General features: G+C 62.5%; 20 protein-coding genes. 15 read left to right on the top strand and 5 right to left on the bottom strand.

Features of this window, described 5'->3' with window-relative positions; translation table 11 throughout:
• Window positions 1-18: 18 nt before the first annotated feature.
• On the bottom strand, window positions 19-663 hold the full coding sequence (locus CIB54_RS24460) for an ATPase (protein ID WP_101221202.1): 645 nt from the start codon (window positions 661-663) through the stop codon (window positions 19-21).
• Between the two features lie 142 nt (window positions 664-805).
• Between CIB54_RS24460 and CIB54_RS24455 the strand changes: the two genes are divergently transcribed.
• Complete coding sequence (locus tag CIB54_RS24455; protein ID WP_065952381.1) at window positions 806-1,078, top strand: hypothetical protein; 273 nt, start codon at window positions 806-808, stop codon at window positions 1,076-1,078.
• On the opposite strand, the gene yfcF is transcribed toward CIB54_RS24455, so the two are convergent.
• A complete protein-coding gene (gene yfcF / locus CIB54_RS24450; RefSeq protein ID WP_065952380.1) occupies window positions 1,053-1,685 on the bottom strand; it encodes a glutathione transferase in 633 nt (210 codons plus the stop codon). The genes CIB54_RS24455 and yfcF overlap by 26 nt on opposite strands.
• Before the next feature lie 115 nt (window positions 1,686-1,800).
• Window positions 1,801-2,352 carry a DUF924 family protein gene (locus CIB54_RS24445; protein WP_065952379.1) on the bottom strand — a complete coding sequence of 184 codons (552 nt, stop codon included), beginning with the start codon at window positions 2,350-2,352 and terminating at the stop codon, window positions 1,801-1,803.
• A 96-nt stretch (window positions 2,353-2,448) separates the two neighbouring features.
• Here CIB54_RS24445 and CIB54_RS24440 point away from each other — a divergent pair, with 96 nt between their 5' ends.
• Entirely contained in the window at window positions 2,449-3,603 is a 1,155-nt protein-coding gene (locus CIB54_RS24440) for an acetyltransferase domain-containing protein (protein ID WP_101221201.1), read from the top strand.
• Window positions 3,604-3,619: 16 nt separating this feature from the next.
• Here CIB54_RS24440 and CIB54_RS24435 read toward each other — a convergent pair whose 3' ends face one another.
• Window positions 3,620-4,249, bottom strand: a complete 630-nt coding sequence (locus CIB54_RS24435) for a DNA-3-methyladenine glycosylase I (protein WP_101221200.1) — start codon at window positions 4,247-4,249, stop codon at window positions 3,620-3,622.
• A 230-nt stretch (window positions 4,250-4,479) separates the two neighbouring features.
• On the opposite strand from CIB54_RS24435, the gene CIB54_RS24430 reads away from it, so the two are divergent.
• From CIB54_RS24430 to CIB54_RS24415, 4 genes are all read left to right on the top strand, one after another.
• Window positions 4,480-5,790, top strand: a complete 1,311-nt coding sequence (locus CIB54_RS24430; RefSeq protein ID WP_065952376.1) for a C4-dicarboxylate transporter DctA — start codon at window positions 4,480-4,482, stop codon at window positions 5,788-5,790.
• A 100-nt stretch (window positions 5,791-5,890) separates the two neighbouring features.
• Entirely contained in the window at window positions 5,891-6,592 is a 702-nt protein-coding gene (locus tag CIB54_RS24425) for a FadR/GntR family transcriptional regulator (protein ID WP_065952375.1), read from the top strand.
• A 17-nt stretch (window positions 6,593-6,609) separates the two neighbouring features.
• Window positions 6,610-7,293 carry a GntR family transcriptional regulator gene (locus tag CIB54_RS24420; RefSeq protein WP_101221199.1) on the top strand — a complete coding sequence of 228 codons (684 nt, stop codon included), beginning with the start codon at window positions 6,610-6,612 and terminating at the stop codon, window positions 7,291-7,293.
• A gap of 120 nt (window positions 7,294-7,413) precedes the next feature.
• Complete coding sequence (locus tag CIB54_RS24415; protein WP_101221198.1) at window positions 7,414-8,403, top strand: tetratricopeptide repeat protein; 990 nt, start codon at window positions 7,414-7,416, stop codon at window positions 8,401-8,403.
• Between the two features lie 70 nt (window positions 8,404-8,473).
• Here CIB54_RS24415 and CIB54_RS24410 read toward each other — a convergent pair whose 3' ends face one another.
• Window positions 8,474-13,342: an NAD-glutamate dehydrogenase gene (locus CIB54_RS24410; RefSeq protein ID WP_101221197.1), complete on the bottom strand. Its 4,869-nt coding sequence runs from the start codon at window positions 13,340-13,342 to the stop codon at window positions 8,474-8,476.
• Between the two features lie 495 nt (window positions 13,343-13,837).
• Here CIB54_RS24410 and CIB54_RS24405 point away from each other — a divergent pair, with 495 nt between their 5' ends.
• The 9 genes from CIB54_RS24405 to CIB54_RS24365 all read left to right on the top strand — a co-directional run bounded on the left by CIB54_RS24405 (window position 13,838) and on the right by CIB54_RS24365 (window position 23,803).
• On the top strand, window positions 13,838-14,191 hold the full coding sequence (locus tag CIB54_RS24405; protein WP_101221196.1) for a hypothetical protein: 354 nt from the start codon (window positions 13,838-13,840) through the stop codon (window positions 14,189-14,191).
• A gap of 126 nt (window positions 14,192-14,317) precedes the next feature.
• The gene (locus CIB54_RS24400; protein WP_157829752.1) at window positions 14,318-16,171 is read left to right on the top strand and encodes a S8 family peptidase; all 1,854 of its coding nucleotides are present in this window, start codon (window positions 14,318-14,320) and stop codon (window positions 16,169-16,171) included.
• Between the two features lie 131 nt (window positions 16,172-16,302).
• Window positions 16,303-17,262, top strand: coding sequence for an AAA family ATPase (locus tag CIB54_RS24395; protein WP_020301524.1), 960 nt, complete (start codon window positions 16,303-16,305; stop codon window positions 17,260-17,262).
• A gap of 5 nt (window positions 17,263-17,267) precedes the next feature.
• The gene (locus CIB54_RS24390; protein WP_065952369.1) at window positions 17,268-18,200 is read left to right on the top strand and encodes a DUF58 domain-containing protein; all 933 of its coding nucleotides are present in this window, start codon (window positions 17,268-17,270) and stop codon (window positions 18,198-18,200) included.
• Window positions 18,197-18,691: a DUF4381 domain-containing protein gene (locus CIB54_RS24385; protein ID WP_101221194.1), complete on the top strand. Its 495-nt coding sequence runs from the start codon at window positions 18,197-18,199 to the stop codon at window positions 18,689-18,691. Before CIB54_RS24390 ends, CIB54_RS24385 begins: the two co-directional genes overlap by 4 nt.
• The gene (locus CIB54_RS24380) at window positions 18,684-19,772 is read left to right on the top strand and encodes a vWA domain-containing protein (protein WP_101221193.1); all 1,089 of its coding nucleotides are present in this window, start codon (window positions 18,684-18,686) and stop codon (window positions 19,770-19,772) included. The genes CIB54_RS24385 and CIB54_RS24380 overlap by 8 nt, the downstream gene beginning before the upstream one ends.
• On the top strand, window positions 19,769-21,508 hold the full coding sequence (locus CIB54_RS24375) for a tetratricopeptide repeat protein (RefSeq protein ID WP_101221192.1): 1,740 nt from the start codon (window positions 19,769-19,771) through the stop codon (window positions 21,506-21,508). The genes CIB54_RS24380 and CIB54_RS24375 overlap by 4 nt, the downstream gene beginning before the upstream one ends.
• Entirely contained in the window at window positions 21,505-23,145 is a 1,641-nt protein-coding gene (locus tag CIB54_RS24370) for a BatD family protein (RefSeq protein WP_101221191.1), read from the top strand. The genes CIB54_RS24375 and CIB54_RS24370 overlap by 4 nt, the downstream gene beginning before the upstream one ends.
• Before the next feature lie 418 nt (window positions 23,146-23,563).
• Window positions 23,564-23,803 carry a DUF6124 family protein gene (locus tag CIB54_RS24365; protein ID WP_065952364.1) on the top strand — a complete coding sequence of 80 codons (240 nt, stop codon included), beginning with the start codon at window positions 23,564-23,566 and terminating at the stop codon, window positions 23,801-23,803.
• Window positions 23,804-24,085: the final 282 nt, after the last annotated feature.

The following is a 24,085-nucleotide window of genomic DNA, read 5'->3' as shown; positions in this document are numbered from 1 at the left end:
TGCCTGTCGATCCGCGTATCAACCTGCGCGGACCAGGGCTTTTAGGGAGGCGTCAAACTGCTTCAAGGCATCTTGTTGTACATCTCGCTGCTGCTCGATCTGCGCGGCAATCTCGAGTGCTGACTTGTCATGCACCCATACCGACGGCACCTGCTTGTCCACCGAGCCTTCGGCCTTGGCAATGTAGTGCAGATCGGCATCATAGAAACGTGCAGTAAAGTGCGCCTCGACCACATCGTTACGCTGGGTCAGCAATTGGTTATGGGTATCGAGCACCACGGCGACGTCCGGATGCGCCTGCACCAGAGCATCCAGGCTGCCATAGACCGTCACCGAGACAAATGTGCCTTGCAACGAGTTCATCAGCCAGTCGATGGCCAGTTCCGGATCGGAACTGTTGACGAACGCCTCGCGGATACGCGCGTCCAGGGCATCCTTGGCGCCGTTCAACGCCATGGCGTGGTAGCGCTCAAGGTAGCTGAGGTTGTCGCGCGTGTTTTCGCTGTACAACACCCCCACCGACTGGGCGCGCTGCAGGGAGTTTACGCTAGCGGCGAGTGGCAGCAAATGGCCTGTACGCAGCTCATCGGCAACGGCCGGGTTGGTCAGCACGGCGGTGCCGAGCATCAGGGTGATCAAAGCCAGCTGGATCAGAGTCCTCATCGCGCATTTCCTTGAGTCGCGTTTCGATGAGCGGATTTTGCGCTTTTGCCGTAAAAACAGAACGTGTGATCCTTGATGGTGACTATCATTTGAACCGATAGTGTCAGGGAGCCCCGCCCCATAAAACTATAAGGACCATGCCATGAAGCGTCACCAGAAAACCTTCGACCGCATCCGCGAGGCGGTATTGCCGGAGTTCCGCGAGCGCGTCGCCGATTACCTGGCCGAGTATGAAGACGTGCTGCTGAGCGAGACGAGCGTTGCCGCCGAGCAAGCGGCCAGCGCCCAGCAACTGCGTGGCTACCTGCGCGGCTTGAACACCACGCGCGTGCTGGGTATGGCCGATTGGGAAGACCTGGACCGGCGCGTCGCGCAAATGAACGAGAACCCTACATCCCAGGGCGTGGCTGGTTGATCCATGCCTGCACGGATGGCCTTTGCCATTGACGCCGGGCGTAAGCCACCAGCTGCGCGGGCACGGCGTCGCCGTTGAGGACCAGGCGATTGAGCATCACCGCCAGGTCCACGTCGGCAATTGACCAGGTGCCGAACAGGTACTCACGGTCATCCGCCAGCAAAGCATGCGCCACATTGATCAACCTGCCTGCTGCCGCGTCGGCTGCCGGCGACAGCGGCGGCATCTTCTGCCCGCAGAACACCACCAGGGTCGAGCGCTCCTGGCGAATCGGCAGCAAATCGCTGCGCACCCACGCCTGCACTTGCCGCGCCCTCGCCCGCTGCTGCGGGTCGAGCGGATAAACGCGGGTCTCGGGATAGGCCTCGTCCAGGTATTCAATAATCGCCGAAGACTCCGACAAGGAGAACTCGCCCTCCTCCAGTGTCGGCACCCGCTGGGTCAGTGACAGTCGCGCGTAATCCACGGCCTGGTGCTGGCCGGCGTCCAGGTCCAGGGGCACGGTCTCGAACGCCAGGCCCTTTTCCCGCAAGGCGACGAACACCGACATGGCATAGGGGCTGGTAAACAGCGAATCAACGTAGAGGCGCAGCGGACCGTGGCTCATGGACCATCTCCTTGAAATGAGGCTCAACGCTACGAGATCCCGGACGATAAAGACAATGCGGTGTTTTTATGGGGGCATTCCTGGCGGGAATAGCGCACATGGCGGCTCAGTAGGACTAACCCGCGAAGCCACCGGCGTTGAGGAAGTCCTGCTCTTCGTCGGTGGTCTCCCTCCCCAGCACCGCATTGCGATGGGGAAAGCGCCCAAACCGCTGAATAATCCGGGCATGTTCCTTGGCCCAGTGGTAGGTGCTGGCGTCCAGGTGCTGATTGAGCGCGATGGAGCGTTGCTGGTCGCGAGGGTCTTCGGAGTGTTCAAACGGCAGATAACAAAACGCCCGCAGTTCGGGTTCGATCAATGCGTCCAATCCTGCATCGACCATCCGCTGCGCATACAGGCGTGCCAGCGGGTCGGTGGCGAACATATGCGCGGTGCCGCGAAAGGCGTTGCGTGGGTATTGGTCCAGCAGGATCAGCAAGGCCAGCGCGCCGTAAGCCGAGGCCAGCCAATCGTCCAGCTCGCGCCGTGCCGCTTGCAGATGACTGGCGTAGAAGGCCTCGCGAAAGGTCGCGTCGAACTGATCGTTCTTGGCAAACCAGTGCGTTGGGCCAGCCTGTTTCCAGAATTCGATCACGGCCTCGGCCGAGGGTGGGTTCACGCGTGTCATCCGTACCTCCGATAAGCTCGCCTGTGCGGCGCGGCAATGTGTTGATTAATGTTATAGGATAACGCTTCTTTTTTGCCCAGCCTTGTGAACCGCCCCATGACTGATGCTGTTGCGCTACGCCCACGCCTGCTTTCCATTGACGCCTTGCGCGGCCTGGTGATCCTCTTCATGTTGCTCGACCACGTGCGCGAAACGTTTCTGCTGCACCGCCAGGTGGGCGACCCGATGAGCATCGACACGACCGAGCCGGCGCTGTTTTTCAGCCGCACCCTCGCCCACCTTTGCGCGCCAGTGTTTGTGTTGCTCACCGGTTTGTCGGCCTGGCTGTATGCTCAGAAATACCAGGGACGGCGCGCAGTGTCGGCTTTTTTGTTCAAGCGTGGACTGTTTCTGGTGGTATTGGAGTTCACGCTGGTCAACTTCGCCTGGACCTTCCAGTTGCCGCCGGGTGTGATTTACCTGCAGGTTATCTGGGCGATCGGGGTGAGCATGATCGCCCTCGCGGCGCTGGTATGGTTGCCCCGCCCGCTGCTGATAACCTTGGCGGTGGCGATCATTGCCGGGCACAACCTGCTTGATGGTGTGCATTTCACTGCAGGGTCGGCCTCGCAGGTGGCGTGGTCGATCCTGCATGAGCGCAGTTGGATCGAGGTGTCGGACACCCTGCGCCTGCGCGTGACCTACCCGGTGCTGCCGTGGATCGGCGTGATTGCCCTGGGCTACGGCCTCGGGCCATGGTTTTCGAACGCTGCACTGCCGGCCGTTCGCCAGCGCTATCTGCTGCTGGCGAGCGTCGGCGCGTTGCTGGGTTTTGTGTTGTTGCGGGCGGTCAACGGGTATGGCGAAAAACCTTGGCAGGCCTATGACAGCGGGGTGCAGACCGTGATGAGCTTCTTCAACATCACCAAATACCCACCTTCGCTGTTGTTCCTGGCGCTGACCCTGGGCATCGGCCTGCTGTTGCTGCTGGCGTTCGAACGTGCCGGGCACAAGCGCTGGATCAGCACGCTGGCGGTGTTTGGCGCGGCGCCGATGTTCTTTTATCTGTTACACCTGTATGTGCTCAAAATATTCTATGTCGCATGTGTCGCGTTGTTCGGGCTCAATCACGGCACTTACTTCGGCTTCGCCAGCATGGGCGCCGTGTGGCTGGCGGCGTTGGCGCTGCCACTGGCGTTGTATGTGCCGGTGCGATGGTTTGCCGGACTCAAGGCGCGGCGCAGGGATATCACCTGGCTCAAATATCTCTGAGAGAATGGACGAACGCTCAGGGTCGTTCGAACTGATGGCGCAGCGCTTCGATGCGCCCTCGGCAGATGCAGCCCTCCAGGTGGTCATTGACCATCCCCAGCGCCTGCATCAGCGCATACATGGTGGTCGGGCCGACAAAGGTCCAGCCGCGTTTCTTCAGCGCTCGGGACAAGCGCACCGACGCCGGTGAGGTCGGGTTGGCTTTCCAGTACGCCATGTCCACCACCGCCGGGCGCTCCTGCGGGCCGGGCTCGAACGACCATATCCAGCGCGCCAGCGAACCGCTTTCACTCACCCATTCACAGGCGCGGCGAGCATTGTTGATCGTGGACAGGATTTTCGCCCGGTTGCGCACGATACCCGGGTCGCTCATCAAGCGTTCGATATCCGCCTCGTCATACTGCGCCACCTTGCGAAAATCAAAGCCATCGAACGCCCGCCGAAACTGCTCGCGCTTGCGCAGAATGGTGATCCACGCCATCCCCGCCTGAAAACCTTCCAGGCAAATCTTTTCGTACAACAGGACGTCATCCGCCACCGGCACGCCCCACTCATGGTCGTGGTAATGCGGGTATTGCGGCGCGGCGTCGCGCCAGGCGCAATGGGTGCGCCCGGCTTCATCCGTTGTCAGTCCTGGCTGGTCCATTCATCACCTCGCGTCCGAGCGCGGATGATACGCAAAAAAAATTCCTTGGCGTCAACCGCTCAAGCGTGGCGCTTGTCGACCCACTGGTCAGACCGGGTCCGGTTGACCACCGAATATTTACTTGTAGTTTGAAAAAAACCGGGCGTAGACTGGCCGCGCACTGGACTTACCGGTAAGACCACAACAATTAAGCCCTGGAACCACCAGGGCACCGAATAGAGATCCTTCCCATGCTCAGATGGTGCTCGCGTTCGATTTTCCTGCAAGTCGTGATCGGCCTGATGCTAGGCATCATTTGCGGCCTGGCCCTTCCTGAATTCTCCTCGCAACTCAAACCCCTGGGTGACGGCTTTATCAAGCTGATCAAAATGCTGATCGGCCTGATTGTCTTCTGCGTCGTGGTCAGCGGCATTTCCGGCGCCGGCGACTTGAAGAAAGTCGGGCGCATTGGCTTGAAGTCAGTGATCTATTTCGAAGTGCTGACCACCGTCGCCCTGGTGCTTGGCCTGATCATGGCCTTCAGCACCGGCATCGGCAGCGGCGCCAACATCCATCTGGAGCAATTGTCCTCCGCCGGCCTGAATGAACTCGCCGACAAGGGCCAGCACCTCAAGGGCACCAGCCAGTTCCTGATGGACCTGATCCCCAACTCGGTGATCGGCGCCTTTGCCGACAACAACGTGCTGCAGGTGCTGTTGTTCTCCGTGCTGTTCGGCAGCGCGCTGAATCTGGTGGGTGAAGCGGCTTCGGGCATCTCGCGGCTGATCAACGAGCTGAGCCATGTGATCTTCCGCATCATGGGCATGATCGTGCGCCTGGCGCCGATCGGCGTATTCGGCGCGATCGCGTTCACCACCAGCACCTACGGCCTGGACTCCCTGCAACACCTGGGCAGCCTGGTGGGCCTGTTCTACCTGACCTGCCTGGCCTTCGTCGCGCTGATCCTCGGCCTGGTGATGCGCTTGTCGGGCCTGCGCATGCTGCCGCTGCTCAAGTACCTGCGCGAAGAGTTGCTGATTGTGATGGGCACGGCGTCGTCCGACGCGGTGCTGCCGCAGATCATGCGCAAGCTGGAGCACCTGGGGATTGGCAGCTCCACCGTGGGCCTGGTGATTCCTACCGGCTACTCGTTCAACCTCGACGGTTTCTCGATCTACCTGACCCTGGCCATCGTCTTTATTGCCAACGCGACCGGCACCCCGCTGTCGATGACCGACCTGCTCACTATCCTGCTGGTATCCTTGATCACCTCCAAAGGCGCCCACGGCATTCCGGGTTCGGCCTTGGTGATCCTGGCGGCCACGCTCACGGCCATCCCGGCGATTCCGGTGGTCGGCCTGGTGCTGGTACTCGCGGTGGACTGGTTCATGGGCATTGGCCGTGCCTTGACCAACCTGATCGGCAACTGCGTCGCCACCGTGGCCATCGCCCGCTGGGAAAAAGACATTGATATCCAGCGCGCCAACAAGGTCCTCGACGGCCAGCAAGGCTATGCCTTCCAGGCCAAGAAACCGGTATTGCCGGCGCATCAGGAATTTTGAAAGCGGCATAGACAAATGTGGGAGTGGGCAAGCCCCCTCCCACACTGTGATCTTCAACAGCTTGACTATCGTGTTCGCAATTTCAAGGAGTGCAGGAGACGTGATCAGCACCTCAACCGTCGTCAATTCAGTCGTAGAAAAACTGCGCGCCGCCCTGGCACGCGGCCAATGGCGGCGTGGTGAAATGCTGCCCGGCCAGCGTGAACTGGCCGAGCAGATGGGCATCAGCCGCCCGAGCCTGCGCGAAGCGGTGATCGTGCTGGAAACCCTCGGCCTGGTGCGCTCCATGCCCGGCAAAGGCGTGGTGGTGCTGGAAAGCAGCGTCAGCGAGCCGCAGTCGAGCGACGCCGTGGCCGATGCCAGCCTCGAAGACATTCTGCAACTGCGCTATACCCTCGAACCCTTCATCGTCGGCCTGGTCGCCCAATCCATCAGCAGCAAGGAAATCGGCCAACTGCGCCTGACCCTGATGGACATGCGCGAAGCCCTGGAGGCGGGCGACGCCGAGGCCGGCATGAATGCCTACATCGACTTTCACGAAGAGCTGTTTGCCCTGACCTCCAACCCGATCTTCCAGAACGTGGTGCAGCAAACCAGCACGGCGCTCAAGCAAAGCGCCCAGGTGTTGCGCAATTCCCCGGAGCACCTGGCCGAACGCCTGCAGGAAAACGAAGCCGTGGTGCGCGCCATCCGCAACAAGAACAGCGCCCTGGCCAGTGCCGAAATGCGTCGGCACATTCTGCAGGAAGGCTTGCGCATGGGCATTCGCCTGAACATCCCGGATGACCATCTGGGCAGTTGAATAATTGGAGACAGGCCATGAACGTCCACGCCCAGCAACGCGACCCCTTGCCCTGCCTGCGCCGGGTGCCGGGCAAGAGGCCCTCGGCAGATGAAATCTACCCACAGCTGTTCGACGCCATCCTCGAGCAACGCATCGCCCCCGCCAGCCGCTTCACCGAAGAAAGCCTGGGGGAGCTCTTTGGCGTGAGCCGCAGCGTGATCCGCCGCGTCCTGGCCAAGTTGTCACAGCAGCACGTGATCATCCTGCGCCCCAACCAGCGTGCCCAGGTAGCGGCGCCGGATGCCCAGCAGACCCGGCAGATTCTCGAAGCCCGGCGCATGACCGAAATGACCGTGGTGCAATTGGCCTGCGCCCAGGCGACAGCGGCACAGGTACGCCAGCTGCGCGAATTGATCGCCCGCGAACGTGACTGCATCGAGCGCGACCAGCGCGGGCCGGCGATTCGGTTGTCCGGTGAATTCCATTTGCAACTGGCCGCTATCGCCGGGAACGGGCCCCTGGTGCAGTTCCTCAACCGTCTGGTGCCATTGACCTCGTTGGTCATTGCTCACTACGAAACGACAGCCTGCACCTATTGCACGTGGCAGCAACACAAGGTGATTGTGGAGGCTGTAGAGCAGCGTGACGGCACCGCGGCGGTGGCACTGATGACGCAGCATCTGGACCATCTTGAGAGCAAATTGCTCATGCATCATTGATCCGAAAGCGCGCAGATCCCAATGTGGGCGAGCGATGCGCTAAGTAATTAGCGCCTTGAGCCCAGGCGCTCTCCATAACCTGTACCGCGCACAATCCAGTGCGCCTTACAGGAATGAGTCATGTCCACCGAATCACAAGTGCTGCCCCCTCTGTCCGCGTTGATCACACAACTGCATAACGAAGCCAAGGCACTACCGGCCCAATTGAACTCGGCCCTGACCGAGTTGACAGAAGCCGCCAAAGACACCGGATTCGCGCTGTTCAGATTACGCAGATACAAAAAGGCCAGGTTTCACCTGACCATCGTCGGTGCCGCCGGCGATGTAGATGCGCAATACGCAATGGCCACGTGTCAATCGGTGCTGGACGGAGGAGCACGCCGCGCGACATCCGCAACCAGGCGATGGCTTACCCTGGCTGCCGCCCAGAACCACATACCTGCTCTGATGAGGCTGGGTGACGTCGAATCACTCGCAAAAGCCAGGGAACTGGCAACCAATGCCGCAAACGCCCATGACACCGATGCCATGAGCTATCTGTACATGATGACCAAGGATATCGAGTGGCTGAACAGAGCGGCGGCCACAGGCGCCCCACAGGCGCTGTTTAAACTCGCCCTGGCTTTGCGGAACAGGCCGCAATTGATCGCCGATCGTCAAGAGCACGAAGCAAGGATCGCGGACCTCATCCAACGTTCTGCCGACGCCGGGCATCCCCCAGCCGTGTATGAACTCGCCTTTGCTCAAGACGGAACGGTGAGTACCGAAGAAAAACAAAAACGGATCATTCAATTGGCTGAGATGGGTCAATTGGAGGGGCTGCTTGAGTACGGCTACGCACTGGCAGGCCTGTCTCAAGACAAAGCCAAAACCCATCGCACCTACGGGCTTGAAAAAAACCTGCCCAAAGCCTGCGCATTGCTGAAACTGGTACTCAGGGAAACAGCCGACGCGATGGCACTGCCACAGGTCGAAGCGGACTACTGGGCGTTGATGCATCAGATGCCAAACACCCAAGACTATGCAGCGATCCTTGAGGCTCTACAGGAGTCCACACCGCCGATATTCAGCGTGCTTGAACCGATGATCCTTATAGGTTTGCCGGATTGATACCGGGCAACCCCGCCAATGAAAAAGCCCCCGCAGCTCACGCTACGGGGGCTTTTGTTTCAGCGCTTGATCACGCCGACTGCAACACCGACTGGCCGCTCAACGCCAGGTCCAGCAACTCACGGTTGGCCACCGCGTACATGGCGTAGTCCGTGCCGACCGCAGCACGGATTTCCACCATCATCGCACGCCAGCGATCCGCCATGTCCTGGTGCTGCTCAAGCCACAGGGCCACGCGGGCTTCCATGTCTTGTGGCGCATCAGCCATTTGCAGGACCGAAATGGTGATCGCCCGTTGCTGCCAGTCCACGTCATCGCGGAAGGCTTCGCGGGCCTGGGCCTGCCAGTTGTTGGCCACCGGCAGGTCACTGATCTGCTGCAGGTACCACGGCAGGTCCAGGGCGCTGCCGACGGCGAAGTAGGCCTTGGCCACTTCGGCGGCGTCATGCCCGGTCACGTCGGCAGCTTCGATGATCGGCAGCAGGGTGTACAGGTGGTTAGTGCCTGCAACCATGCGTGCCAACAACTCCGGTACGCCGGCCTGGGTGTAGGCCTGGTAGCGGTTCTGCCAGCCTTCACGGGTCGGACCTTCCAGCAGTTCGTCGAGCTTGAGACCCAGCGCCGCCAGGTGCGGACCGAAGTGCGCGGTGTCACGCCCGGCGTCCTGCTCGTTGCGACGGCTGCGCAGGAACCAGCGCGTGGCGCGACGGCCCAGGCGCATCAGCTCGTCCATCAGCTCCAGTTGCACGTCGGCCGAAACCTGGTGGTCCAGGGCTTCGATCTGACGGAACCAGTGCGGGAGATGGAAGATGTCACGCACAATCACGTAGGCGCCGGCCACGTTCGCCGGGCTCATGCCGGTCGACTCCTTGAGCCGCTGCACGAAGGTGATGCCCATGTGGTTGACCAGGTCGTTGGCGATCTGGGTGCTGACAATTTCGCGCTTGAGGCGGTGACGACGCATGGCCTCGGAGAACTTGGCCACCAGGCTCGGCGGGAACGCGGTCTCCATGTCGCGGGTCAGGTACTCGTCATCCGGTACCTGGGACTTGAGCAGCGCTTCCTTGAGGTCGATCTTGCTGTAGGAGATCAACACCGACAGCTCCGGACGCGTCAGGCCCTTGCCAGTCGAGGCGCGCTCGACCAGTTGCTCCTCGGTCGGCAGGTACTCGATGGCGCGGTCCAGCTTGCCACGGCCTTCCAGGTCGCTCATCAGGCGCTTGTACTCGGCGGCGCGCTCGTAAGCCTTGCGCGCGGCCAGGGACAGGGCCTGGGTCTGCTTGTAGTTGTTGCCCAACACCAGGTTGCCGACTTCGTCGGTCATGCTCGCCAGCAACTGGTTGCGTTGCTTGTCGGTCATGTCACCGGCCTGCACCACTTCGTTGAGCAGGATCTTGATGTTCACTTCGTGGTCGGAACAGTCCACGCCGCCGGCGTTGTCGATAAAGTCGGTGTTGGAACCGCCGCCATTGAGGCCGAACTCCACACGACCCAGTTGGGTCATGCCCAGGTTACCGCCCTCGCCCACCACTTTGCAGCGCAGCTCGTTGCCGTTGACGCGCAGTGCGTCGTTGGCCTTGTCGCCCACATCGGCGTGGCTCTCGGTGCTGGCCTTGACGTAGGTACCGATACCGCCGTTCCACAACAGGTCCACCGGCGCCTTGAGCAAGGCGTTGAGCAGTTCGGTCGGGGTCAGCTTGTCGGCCTGGATGTCGAAGCGTTCTTTCATCTGCGCCGAGATGGCAATGCTCTTGGCACTGCGCGAGAAGATCCCGCCGCCTTCGGACATGATGCTGGTGTCGTAGTCGGTCCACGCCGAACGCGGCAGCTCGAACAGACGCTGGCGCTCGACGAAGCTGGTGGCCGGGTTCGGGTTCGGGTCGATGAAGATGTGCAAATGGTTGAAGGCCGCGACCAGTTGCAGCTTGTCGGACATGAGCAAGCCGTTACCGAACACGTCACCGGCCATATCGCCGACGCCGACCACGGTGATGCTGTCTTCCTGCACATTGATGCCGCGCTCACGGAAGTGACGCTGCACACCGACCCACGCGCCCTTGGCGGTGATGCCCATTTTCTTGTGATCGTAACCGGCAGAACCACCGGAGGCGAACGCATCGCCCAGCCAGAAGCCATAGTCGACGGCGATGCCGTTGGCGATGTCGGAGAAGGTCGCAGTGCCCTTGTCCGCTGCCACCACCAGGTACGGGTCATCGTTGTCATGACGCACGACGTTGGCCGGCGGCACCAGCGCGCCGTCCTTCAGGTTGTCGGTAATGTCCAACAGGCCGGAAATGAAGATGCGGTAGCAGGCGATGCCCTCGGCCGCGATCTCGTCACGGCTGCCGCCCAATGGCAGGCGACGCGGCAGGAAGCCGCCCTTGGCGCCCACCGGCACGATCACCGAGTTCTTCACCTGCTGGGCTTTGACCAGGCCCAATACTTCGGTACGGAAGTCTTCTTCACGGTCGGACCAGCGCAGGCCGCCACGGGCCACGTTGCCAAAGCGCAGGTGCACGCCTTCGACGCGGGGCGAGTAGACGAAGATCTCGAACTTCGGCACCGGCTTGGGCAGCTCGGGGATCGCATGCGGGTTGAACTTGAAGCTGAAGTACGACTTGTTCTGGCCGTTGGCGTCGGTCTGGTAGAAGTTGGTACGCAGGGTCGCCTTGATCAGGTCCAGGTAGCGACGCAGGATGCGGTCTTCGTTGAGCACCTGGACGTCGTCCAGGGCGGTGAGGATCGCTTGTTCCAGGCGCTGCTGCTTGTCTTCCAGGTCGTCGGCGGTGAGCTTGCGTGCCAGGTAGAAGCGGGTCTTGAACAACCGGGTCAGCTCGCGGGCGATGTCGGTGTGGTTGTTCAGGGTGCTGGCGATGTAGCCCAGGTCGAAGCCCAGGCGGATCTGCTTGAGGTAGCGGGCATAAGCGCGCAGCAGCGCCACGTCACGCCAAGGCAGGCCGGCGGTGAGTACCAGGCGGTTGAACGCATCGTTTTCGGCATCGCCGTGGACGATATGCACGAACGCGTCCTGCAGGGTGTCGTTGAGCTGCGAGATATCCAGGTTCACGCCTTCGGCGGCGATGAACGCAAAATCATGGATCCAGAACTCGCGGCCATTGGCATGGCGCAGGCGGTACGGGAACTCACCCAGCACGCGCAGGCCCAAGTTCTCCAGGATCGGCAGCACGTCGGACAGCGCCAGCGGGGTGTCGGCGTGGTAGAGCTTGCAATGCAGCTCACGCTGGCCGGAGACCTGGCCCAGCGGCTGATAGAAGCTCATCACCAGCGGGTTGGCTTCGGTGAGGCTGTTGAGGTGCTGCATGTCGACCACGGCCGAATGCGCGGCGAAACGCTCGCGGTAGCCGGCCGGGAAGCCTTTCGGGAAATCCGCCAGCACGTTGGTGCCGTGGGCTTCGCCGAAGCTTTCCACCACCAGGCTGGCGTAGTCGTCCTGCCAGCTGCGGCAGGCCTGCACCACTTCCTTTTCCAGTTGCAGCGGGTCGATGTCCAGGCGGTTCTTGGGGTCGACCCGCAGAATCAGTTGCACCCGGGCCAGCACGGACTCGGAGAAGAAGGTCCAGAATTCGCAGTCCGAGGCTTTCAGGCGATCCATCAGCACTTGCTGGATTTTCTGGCGCACTTCGGTGGAATAGATGTCGCGCGGCACGTAGGCCAGGCAATAGCAGAAACGGCCATAGGGGTCTTTGCGCAGGAACACGCGGATCTTGTTGCGTTCCTGGATCTGCACGATCGACATTACCGTGCTGAACAGCTCATCGACCGGGGTCTGGAACAGGTCGTCACGGGGCAGTACTTCAACCACCTGGGCAAGCTCCTTGCCCAGGTGCGCCTTGGCCTGGAAGCCCGAGCGGCGCTCGATTTCCGCGACCTTGCGGCGGATGTAAGGAATCACCCGCACGCTTTCGCCGTACACCGAGGAGGTGTACAGGCCCATGAAGCGGTGTTCCTTGATGACCTTGCCGTCGGCGCTGATTTCGCGGATCGACACATAGTCCGGATAGGCCGGGCGGTGTACGCGGCTCGGATGGGCAGCCTTGGCGAACGACAGCACGGTCGGTTCGCGCAGATAGGCTACGGCGTAGTCTTCGATGCGCAGGTCTTCGGCGGTGAGGCCGGCGCGCAGCAACTTGGTCAGACCGAGGAAGGAGCTGGCGTCATATTCGATATGACCGCCGTCCGCCTCGTCACGTACCACGAACTCTTCGTAGCCCAGGAACGTGAAGTGGTTGCCCACCAGCCACTCGAGGAAATTCTTGATCTCGGCTTTTTCTTCGCCGTCGATCACGAACGCGCTGGCGTCGATACCGGCCAGCAGGTCCTGGACCTTGGCTTTCATCGGCTCGAAATCGGCCACGGCCACGCGCACTTCGCCCAGCACCTGCTCAAGCTCTTTGCTCAGCACGTTCAGCTCGGCGGCGTTGGCGCAGCGGTCGATTTCCAGGTACATCAGCGATTCTTGCAGGATGCCTTCGCCCTGGGTGCCCTTGGGCAGCACTTCCAGCAGTTCGCCCTTGCTGCCACGGCGCACGCTGAGCACGGTGGTTTGCAGGGTGTGGATGCTGTAGCCACGGCGGTTGAGCTCGGTACGCACCGAGTCGACCAGGAATGGCAGGTCATGGTGCAGCACTTCGACCGCGGTGTGGGTCGACTGCCAGCCATGACGTTCGTAATCGGGGTTGTAGACCCGCACTTGCGGTTGGGTGTGATCGAAGCGCTCAAGCAGGCGCCAGGCAGACAGGGTGCAACCGGCCAGGTCGGAAAGGCGACGCTGGGTCAGTTCGTCCAGGGAAATGATGCCGAAGAATTGCTCAGCGAACAGCGCCACTTGTGGCAGTGCCTGTTCACTGATGTGCTGCGCCAGTGCCGCTTGCAGTTGGTGCTGGAAGTCGGCCTTGCTGGCTGCGGTGAAGAACGCCATCTGTGGTACTCCGCTTGGGCTTGTTATTGATGGAAGCGTCGCGTGTTATCCCCCTGCGGGGAGACCGTCAGCTCTGTTCGTCAGTCACGATAAACGATTCAGAGTGACAGGTGGGTGAAGCTGGACAAGACAGTCAGGTCACATACAACTTCCACCGGATGCACACCTTGCCGGGTGACGGTACGACGGGCAGGTCAGGCGCCTGGCACGGAGCACATCCGTTGCGCAGCTTAACGACTGTGGGAAGCGCGCTGCTTGCGGTGCTGCGACATATTCGGTCATCGGCAAGCAAGTGCGGGGTTGCAACTTGGGCAACCGGGTTTTTCCGGATAAAAAACCGGCTGCTTTGAGGCCCGCGAGTACCGGAAATGACCGATACCGCTCGCCAGGTCATGCCCTGATCTGCCACATCGTTCTGACACATCGCGCAGCATAAAATTCGCCGCAATGGCACAATCACCCGGTGCAACGCCCCTCCCCCACACAGGATTCCCCATGCTGCAGCTGAAAACCGACGCCTTGATGGCCACCCCGTGCGACGACGAAGAAGACAACATGGCCATGCTCTGCTGCCACGGCAAGAACGGCGAGATGTTCATGCTGAGCCGTTACCCGGATGAAGACGACGTGGAGTTGACCTGGGATTATGAGCCGTCGACGCTGGCCGGGCTGAAAGTCACCCTGAGCGCCACGACCCTGCTGGTCGAACTCGCCGCGGGCGATGCCGATGCACTGGGGGGCAAGGACCAGTTGCAGATTACGCACGCCACCACGGCGGCGGACATGGCCGAAGTGGAAGAAACCTTGCAGAACATCCTCAGGGGCACCGGCACCTACACCCGGACCTGACCGCAAGCCCCCCCGACCGCTGGTCAAGACTGTCAGTTCTAACAGTAGGCAGTCGCCGGTTTTGAGTCTTAGCTCAAGCTTCGATACTCACTCACTGGTGCCTACATGAAGCCAAAGACTCACTGTATGAGCGCTGCGTTGCTGCTGGTTGCAGCGTTGCCGGCGCTGACGAACGCAGCCACTGGCGGCTACACGCAATTGATCGTCTTGATGAAAAGTGACGCGCCTCACGTGCAGGATGAGACGGCCATGGGCGCGGGGCCATTAAGCGACCTCAAGAAACTGGCCCCCGGCCTGAGACCCGTCATCCCCCCCTCGCAGATGCGCACGAAGGAAAGTCTGCAGGCGCTTCAACGGCATCGGCTGGACCGCTATTACCTCATCGACACCCGCGACAGAACCCCAGAGCAGGCGCAACAGCTGGCGTCACGGATCAGACAGGATCCTCATGTTGAAATGGCTGAATTCGAGCCCATCGTCGATGGCATGCAGGGCGATAACGGCTCTCCCGTCGCGCTCGACAACAATAAGGACATACCCGATTACACGGGACGGCAATATTATCTGCAGGGGGAACGTCCGGTCGCCCCCTACAGGATTGGCGGGGTCAACGCCGTGCAAGCCTGGCAAACCCTGGGCGGCAAAGGTCAAGGCATGCGGGTTATCTCTACGGAGCTTGACCACTGGTCCTACGAGCATGTGGACCTGCCGCCTCCCTACACAGAACTCTACGACCCCATCAATCCAGCCCCGGTAGGCGCCCACGATAGCGCCAGTGCGGGGGTGATCGCTTCCAGGGAAAACGCGTTCGGCACGACCGGCCTGGTCCCCCATGCGCAGTTGGGTTACTTGCAATGGGGCGTTGCACGGTTGGCAGAAATGGCAGCGAGACTCCAAGACGGCGATGTCATGCAACTGGGCGTGCACTACCTGTATGCGGACGACGCCTTTGCGCCCGACGTATGCACAAGCAACTGTTATATGCCGCTTGAAGCAAATGACTTGGTAAGAGACACGATTGCCTATCTGACCGAAGAAAAGGGTGTGCATGTGGTACTGGCTGCCGCCAATGGCAATATCGACCTGGACCACCCTTACTTCCAAGGCCGTTACAACCGCACTATCTTTGACTCCGGCAGCATTTTTGCCGGGGCGGTCAATTCAAATACCGGCCTGAGATCCTACTTTTCGCAATATGGCAGCCGTGTCGACCTGTTCAGTTGGGGCGACAGTGTCACCACCACCACCTGGAACCGGGCCAATCCAACGACCGCGTATACCCATGCCTACAGCGGCACCTCATCGGCCAACCCAATCATTGCCGGAGCTGTCGCGTCATTGCAAGGTGTGGCACGGGCGCAGAAGCTGGGCAATATCTCGCCCAAGGAGCTGCGCCATATCCTTGTGGCGACCGGGCACCCACCCTCCGATGGCAACCGCACGACCATCGGGGTGCAACCCGATCTGGGCGCCGCCATCAAGAAAATGCTCGCTGACCACGCCGATCGACCTCCAACCGCACGCCTGGCGGCCCCCGAAACAGCGAAGTCCGCAGAGACCTTCAGCGTGCATGTCTATGCCGAATCGCCCACGGAAAAACCTCTGAGTTACCAGTGGAGCGCAACCGGATTCACCCCGGCGACCGGCAGCGAGGCCACGCTGTTGCTGCGCGCCCCGACAGTGGACAAGGACACCTCGATGCCCGTATCCGTTGAAGTCTACGATGGCCTGCATCGCCTGACACTCACTGACACCATCACCATCCAGGCGCCGCCGGACAGTGGCGGCTGCGCCGACATTGCGACCTGGGACCCCCACAAGACCTACGTCACATACGGTGAACGCGTGGTATACGCGGACAAGGTGTACAAACAGAACTTCTATAGCTTCAACCAGCGCCCGGATCTGAACTCGGCAGACCATGGCAAGCCCTGGTTTACGGGGGTCGCATGCGCCTCAGTACCGCCAGGAGGTGCCTGAGTGTCTGTTTCAGCTATTTTCCAAAAAATACCCCGCGCCGTTAGTCGTGCCCCCCTCCAATAGATTAAAGTAACGCACCCGGCGGCGGCGCATTCCTGGCCGCCGCCTTCCCTTTCCAGGAACCGTCATCGATGGAACATCGTGAAGCGCTGCTAGCGCTGCGAACCTTTCTTTCTACGCAGATTCTCGGCCAGGAAAAACTCATCGATCGCCTGCTGATCGCCCTGCTCGCCGACGGCCATATGCTGGTCGAAGGCGCACCCGGCCTGGCCAAGACCAAGGCCATCAAAGAGCTGGCTGAAGGCATCGAAGCGCAGTTCCATCGTATCCAGTTCACCCCCGACCTGTTGCCTGCCGACATCACCGGCACCGAAATCTATCGTCCGGAAACCGGCAGCTTCGTGTTCCAGCAAGGCCCGATCTTTCACAACCTGGTGCTGGCGGACGAAATCAACCGTGCGCCGGCCAAGGTCCAGTCGGCGTTGCTCGAAGCCATGGCCGAGCGCCAGGTCAGCGTGGGCCGCAGCACCTACGAGCTGTCGCCGCTGTTTCTGGTCATGGCCACGCAAAACCCCATCGAGCAGGAAGGCACCTACCCCCTGCCGGAGGCCCAGCTCGACCGTTTCCTGATGCACGTCAAGATCGGCTTCCCGGATGCCGCCGTCGAACGGCGCATCCTGCAACAGGCGCGTGGCGAAGCGCTCAACGGCGAAACCAAGCCCGAGCGCCGCGTCAGCCAGCAGGCAATCTTCGCCGCGCGCAAGGAAATCCTCGGCCTGTACATGGCCGATGCGGTGGAGGAATACCTGGTGCAACTGGTCATGGCCACGCGTACCCCGGCCAAGTTCGACCCGGAGATGGCCGAGTGGATTGCCTATGGCGCCAGCCCGCGCGGCTCCATCGCCCTGGACCGCTGCGCGCGGGCCCATGCCTGGCTGGCCGGTCGCGACTTTGTCAGCCCCGAGGATATCCAGGCGGTGCTGTTCGACGTGTTGCGCCACCGCATCATCCTGTCGTTCGAAGCCGAAGCCGCCGGCGTGGACCAGGACCGCGTGGTGCAACGCATCCTTGACGTCGTTGCCGTCGCTTGAAGTCGATGAACGCAAGCGCCGGTATCCACGTCACGCTCAGTGAGCTGATCGAGATGCGCCATCGCGTGCGTGAAGTGCAATTGTTTTCCACGCCCGGCCAGCGCAGCCCGTTGATCGGCCTGCATCACTCCAAGCTGCGCGGGCGCGGTGTGGATTTCGACCAGGTGCGCGTGTATCAGGCCGGGGACGACGTGCGCACCATTGACTGGCGCGTGACGGCGCGTACCCAGGAGCCCCACACCAAACTGTTCCACGAAGAGCGCGAACGGCCGATCTTCATCATGGTCGAGCAAAGCTGCCGGCTGTTTTTCGGCTCGGGGCAGATGTTCAAGTCGGTGCTCGCCGCACAAGCCGCCAGCCTGATCGGCTGGGCGGCGCTGGGGCATAACGACCGCGTGGGCGGCCTGGTGTTCGGCGACAGCGAGCACTACGAAATCAAACCCCGGCGCAGCAAGCAGAGCCTGCTGCAACTGCTTAACCGCCTGGTGCGGGTCAACCAGAGCCTCACTACCGAAAGCCTTCCTGAAGCCGATGCGCTGGGCATGGCCTTGCGCCGGGGCCGCGAAGTGCTGCGCCCGGGTAGCCTTGGCATTGTGATCTGTGATGAACGGGCGCTCACCGAAGGCGCCGAGCAACAGTTGAGCCTGCTGTCGCGCCACTGCGACCTGCTGCTGTTGCCCATCTCCGACCCGCTGGACCACGCCCTGCCCGCCGCCGGGTTGCTGCGCTTTGCGCAACGAGGCGCGCAACTGGAACTGGATACGCTGAATGTCGATTTGCGCAAGGCCTACAAGGCCCAGGCCGAAGCCCGCATCGCCCGCTGGGAATTGCTCGCGCAGAAGCTACGGGTTTTATTGATGCCATTGAGCACCCAGAGTGAAATGGTCGAGCAACTGCGCGAATACCTCAACCCGCAACGCCCGGTCAAAAAACAATGAGCAGCCTCGACCAACTGCAACCGCTGATCGCCCCGCCGACCATCGGCTTCTGGCCGCCTGCGCCGGGCTGGTGGCTGCTGTTGCTGGTGATCCCGTTGCTCGGTTGGGGCGTCTGGCGGCTGCGGCGCTGGCTGCCCGCCCGCCAGCCCGTGGCCCGCGCCGAGCAACCACTAGACCCGCTGCGCATCGCGGCCCTGGCCGAGCTTGCGCTGATGCCCAAACCCTATGACGGCGCGCCCGCCGGTGCCTGGCTGCAACAACTCAATGGCTTGCTCAAGCGCCTGTGCCGCAACGACTACCCCTATAGCCAAAGCCACACCCTCAACGGCCGCAAATGGCTGGCGTTCCTGGACAACCGTTGCCCCGCCGCCGGCCTCACGCGCTGGATGGTGCTGGTCGAAGGCGCCTACAAGCCCGAATGCAAACTCGACGACAAGGCCATCGCCGGCCTGACCCAAGCCGTCGACACCTGGATTCGCAAACATGTTTGAGTTCGCCTGGCCGTGGATCTTCGTCCTGTTGCCGTTGCCGTGGCTGATGCGCCTCATCCTGCCGGTGGCCGACAGCGGCGAACCAGCCTTGAAAGTCAGCTACCTCACCGACCTCGAAAGCCTGGCCCGGCGCCGCGCCCGGATCAATCTGCCGGGCTGGCGCCAGCAGGCACCCTTCGTGGTGCTGTGGCTGCTGCTGTTAACCGCCGCCGCACGCCCGGAATGGCTCGGCGAGCCGCTGCCGATTGCCGCCAGTGGCCGCGACTTGCTGGTCGCCGTGGATGTCTCCGGTTCCATGGACTTTCCCGACATGCACTGGCAGGACGAGGACGTCAGCCGCCTGGCCCTGGTCAAGCACCTGCTCGGAGACTTTCTTGAAGCGCGTGAGGGCGACCGCGTGGGCCTGATTCTGTTCGGCAGCCAAGCCTACCTGCAGGCGCCACTGACCTTCGACCGGCGCACCGTGCGCACCTGGCTGGATGAAGCGCGCATCGGCATTGCCGGCAAGAACACTGCGATCGGCGACGCCATCGGCCTGGCCTTGAAACGCTTGCGTCAGCGCCCGGCGCAAAGCCGCGTGCTGATCCTGGTGACCGACGGCGCCAATAACGCCGGGCAAATCGACCCGCTCACCGCCGCGCGCCTGGCCGCTGAAGAAGGCGTGAAGATCTATCCGATCGGCATCGGCGCCGACCCCGAGCAAACCGGTTCCCTGGGCATTCTTGGCGTGAACCCGAGCCTGGACCTCGACGAACCGGCGCTCAAGGCAATCGCCGAGGCGACCGGCGGCCAGTATTTCCGCGCCCGTGATGGCAAGGAGCTGGAACAGGTCAAGGCCACCCTCGATACCCTTGAGCCGGTCGAACAGCAACCCACCCGGGCCCGCCCTGCTCACGCGCTGTACAGCGGCCCTTTGGCCCTGGCCTTGCTGCTGAGCCTGTTGCTGGTGGTGCAGGAGCGCTGGCCGAACAACGCCTTGCAGCGTCTGTACAACAAACTGTCGAGCAAGGGCATGTTCCTGCCACAGAGCCCAGAATGGCGCCAGCGCCTCAAGCGCCTGCGCTTGCGGAGGCGTCGATGATCGCCTTGTGGCCGCACTGGCTGCGCCCCTGGTGGCTGTTGCTGCTGCCGCTGCTCGGCGGGTTGCTGTGGCAACTGTGGCACCGGCAAAAACGCGCGGGCCGCTGGCAGATCATCCTGCCGCCGGCCTTCCACGCCGTGCTGCTCAGTGGCGGCAACGGTCGCGAAAGCAAATCCCCCTGGGTCGTGCTGGGCATCGCCTGGCTGCTGGCAGTGCTGGCGCTGCTGGGCCCCAGTTGGCAACGGGTTGAACAACTGAGTCAGAAGCCTTCCGACCCGCTGGTCGTACTGCTGGAACTCACCCCCGAAATGCTCGCCACCGACAGCCCGCCCAATCGACTCGAGCAGGCGCGGCGCAAGCTGTACGACCTGTTGCAAGCGCGCACGGATGCACAAACCGCCATTGTCGTGTATGCCGGCAGCGCCCACACCCTGGTGCCGCTGTCCGATGACCTGGCCACCAGCCGTAACCTGCTTGAAGCGTTGCGCCCCTCGATCATGCCCGAGCCTGGCCACCGCGCCGACCTCGCCGTAGACAAAGCCCTGGCCCTGCTCAAGCACGGCGGCCTCGGCCAGGGGCGCCTGCTGCTGATCGGCTCGTCGCTGTCCAAGCAGGAGCGCCAGGGGATTCGGCTGCTGCTGCAAGGTAACCAGGCGCCGAGCCTGTCGATCCTCGGCATCGGCAGCCGTGAAGGCACGCCGGTCACCCAGGAAAGTGGCGAATTTCTCAAGGACGAACAGGGCGCGATTCTGATCCCGCGTCTGGACAGCCCGACCCTCAAGGCGTTCGCCAGCGAAATGGGCGGGCGCTACCGAGCGGCGCGCCTGGACGACAAAGACCTGCGGCAACTGGGCGTACTCGACCCACCCCAAACCCTGCGCGACGACGGCCAACTGTTGCGCCTGGACACCTGGGCCGACCAGGGTTACTGGCTGCTCCTGCCGCTGCTGCTGTTGGCCGCCTGCGCGGGACGGCGCGGCTGGCTGTTTTGCCTGCCGCTGCTATTGATGGCCGCACCGCAGCCCAGCTACGCCTTCCAATTCGAGGACCTGTGGCTGCGCCCCGACCAGCAGGGCCAGTCCCTGCTGAAGAAAAAACGCCCCGCCGAGGCCGCCGAACGCTTCCAGGACCCGCAATGGCAAGGCGTGGCCCTGTACGAAGCGGGTAACTATGCCGAGGCCATCAAGCGTTTTGCCAGCGCCGACAATGCCTACGCCCACTACAATCGGGGTAACGCCCTGGCCAGATCCGGTGCGCTGGAAGCCGCAGTCGACGCCTACGAACAGGCGCTGGAAGCCCAGCCCGATCTGCAACCGGCCTTGCAAAACAAGGCGCTGGTGGAAAGCCTGCTGCAGCAACAAGCGCAGCCCGAGCCCGATCAACCCGAAAAAAACCAGGATGACGAAACCACCCAACCCGGCCAAACTGCGCAACCGGGCGCCGACGGGCAAACTGCCAAGGGTGGCGAGCAATCCACTCAAGGCCAGGGCCAGACCGGCAATGGCGCTACCGACACGGCTACTGCGCCGCCCACCGGCAGTAACGAAGTGCCAGGCAGCGAACTGGGCGACGAGCACACCACCACGCCGCCGCTGCGCCCAACCGATGCCAGCCTTGACGGCGAACACCGCCAGGCGCTGGAGCAATGGCTGCAGCAGATCCCGGACAACCCCGGTGAGCTGCTGCGGCGCAAATTCTGGTACGAACAGCAACAGCATCAGGACAAGACTCGATGAGCCGCCGCACCACCCTTCTGCTCCTGCTCGCCTTGTCGGCAGGCCACGCCCAGGCGGCGAACCTGGTCGCCAGCGTCGACCGCAGTCGCCTCAATTCCGGGGAAACGGTGGAACTGACGGTGGAATCCAGCGACGTAACCCAGTTCGGCAAACCCGACCTGTCGCCCCTGGATGCGCAGTTCGAAGTCAGCGGCACGCGCCAGATCAACCAGCTCACCACCCTGGGCGGCGATAACCACGCGACCACGCGCTGGATCATCACCCTGCTGCCCAGGGAAAACGGCACGGTGGTGATCCCGCCGCTGCAGGTGGGCGAGCTCAAGACCCAGCCGATCACCCTGCAGGTGGTGGAAACCGCCAGCCAGAACACCAGCGCCGAGCTGGCGCCGGTGTTTGTCGAAGCCAGCCTCGACCAGACCAGCGTCTACGTGCAGGCCCAGGCCCTGTTGACAGTCCGCGTGTATCACTCGGTGTCGCTGTATGACGACAGCAGCCTCACGCCCCTGCAAATCCCCGATGCACGCGTCGAGCAACTGGGCGAGTCGCGCACCTATGAAAAAGTCATCAACAGCATTCGCCATGGCGTGATCGAAACCCGCTACGCGATTTACCCGCAGCGCAGCGGGCCGTTGGCGATTGCGGCGCAGACGTTCAGCGCCACGTTGGTGGAGTCGCGCCCGCCGCAGGAGAACACTTTACAAGGCACAAAGCCGGGCAAGCTGATCCACGCCAGCTCCGCGCCCCTTGCGCTGACGGTCAAGCCCAAGCCCGAGTTCTACCCCGCCGACGCGCCGTGGCTGCCGGCGCGCAGCCTGAGCCTGGACGAAGCCTGGAACCCGGTGCCCGAGCATGTGCAGGTCGGTGACTCGCTGACGCGCAGCCTCACGGTCAAGGTCGAGGGCCTGTCCAGCGCGCAACTGCCGGCGTTGCCCAGCACCGAGGTCAACGGCCTGCGGCGCTACCCGGATCAACCGGTACTGGGCAACGAGACCCGCGACCGCGGCCTGATCGGCAGCCGTGAAGACCGCGAAGCCCTGGTGCCCACCCGTGCCGGTGCGCTGGAACTGCCCGCCGTGGAGGTGGTGTGGTGGAACACCCACGAAGACCACCTTGAACGCACCACCCTGCCGGCCCGTACCCTGCAAGTGGCGATCAACCCGAGCCTGGTGGTGGACACCCCCGCCATGCCCACCGTCATCACCGCGCCGGATGACGAACGCCTGTGGCTGTGGCAACTGAGCACCGTGCTGCTGGCCTGCACCACCTTGCTGGGTTTCGGCCTGTGGTGGCGCGCCCGCCGCCAGCCCGCCGTGCAACGCGCCGCGCAAACCGGCCCCAGCCCGCGCACCCTGCTCGACGACCTCAAGCGCGCCACCCAGGCCAACGACCCCCAGGCCACCCGCCAGGCCCTCGACGCCTGGGCGCGCCAGCAACCGGAAACCCTGGCCGACATGGCGGCGCGCTTCGTGCCGTTATCGGATGCGCTGGACGGGCTCAATGGCGCGCTGTACAGCGAGAGCGGCCAGTATTGGCTGGGCGAAGATCTGTGGCGGGCGATCAAAGCCATCCCCGTGGCCGAGCGCGAGCAGGACCCGGCGCTGGACACCACCAGCCTGCCGCCGCTCTATCCCAAGTAAACGGCATGTGAGATGCCAATGTGGGAGGGGGCTTGCCCCCGATGCGGCGTGTCAGCCAGCTCTGTTGTCGCTGACACACCGCCATCGGGAGCAAGCCCCCTCCCACAGGATGGCGCCCACTCAGATATATCCCACAACCGTTTCAGGTTGTCGCTCGGAACTCCGCTGGCTAACCTCCTCGCCGTCGCTGCCCATTCAGCGACCGGATTTGACCGTCCGATTTCAAAAGAGCAACTGCCCCAACACCAATCTGGGCGTTTTTTTACGTCTGATGTATCGTGTCGCGGCAGCTGTACGCGGGATACCTTCGGGTATGCCGGTTTTGCTCCTTTTGACCGGTCGGTCAACCCGCGTATCGCTGCCACCCTCTTCGATTGACCGCGAATCGTGGCAGCTCCATTCTTAAAGGAGTTTCACCATGATCAAAGACAGCCCCAACCCTCCAGAACAACTCTTTACCGTACGCCCCGACCTCGGCACGGAAACCCTGCTGGTCAACGCCTCCCAGGACCTGGCCTCCATCACCGACATCGCCACCCACCTCGCTTTCGAAATCGACGGAGCCCACCGCAATGTAGCGCTGGGCATCTGCCGAATGCTTGAAGGCGTGCAACTGCTGGTGGACAAGGTGCTGGATGAGGCCTGCCCAGCCACGTAAATCTGCAGCGTATAAAATCCTCCAAAACACTGGAGATCCAAATGTGGGAGGGGGCTTGCCCCCGATGGCGGTGGGTCAGCGACAACAGAGCTGGCTGACATACCTCATCGGGAGCAAGCCCCCTCCCACATTTGGACCGGGATCGACACAAAATACCGGTCGGCTCCAAGGCCGCCGCGTTTTTGATCTTGATCTCGGGCGCCCCGTTAAACCACGCTGGCCGAACGCAGGCTTGAATCCGTGGGTAACCCGGCAGGACGCCGGGTTAGCCGCACTGGGCCA

Origin of the sequence: Pseudomonas fluorescens (assembly GCF_002837185.1) — a bacterium.
GTDB lineage: Bacteria > Pseudomonadota > Gammaproteobacteria > Pseudomonadales > Pseudomonadaceae > Aquipseudomonas > Aquipseudomonas fluorescens_AM.
The sequence above is the reverse complement of the archived record's forward strand: the minus strand, read 5'-3'. Positions and strand labels throughout refer to the sequence as shown.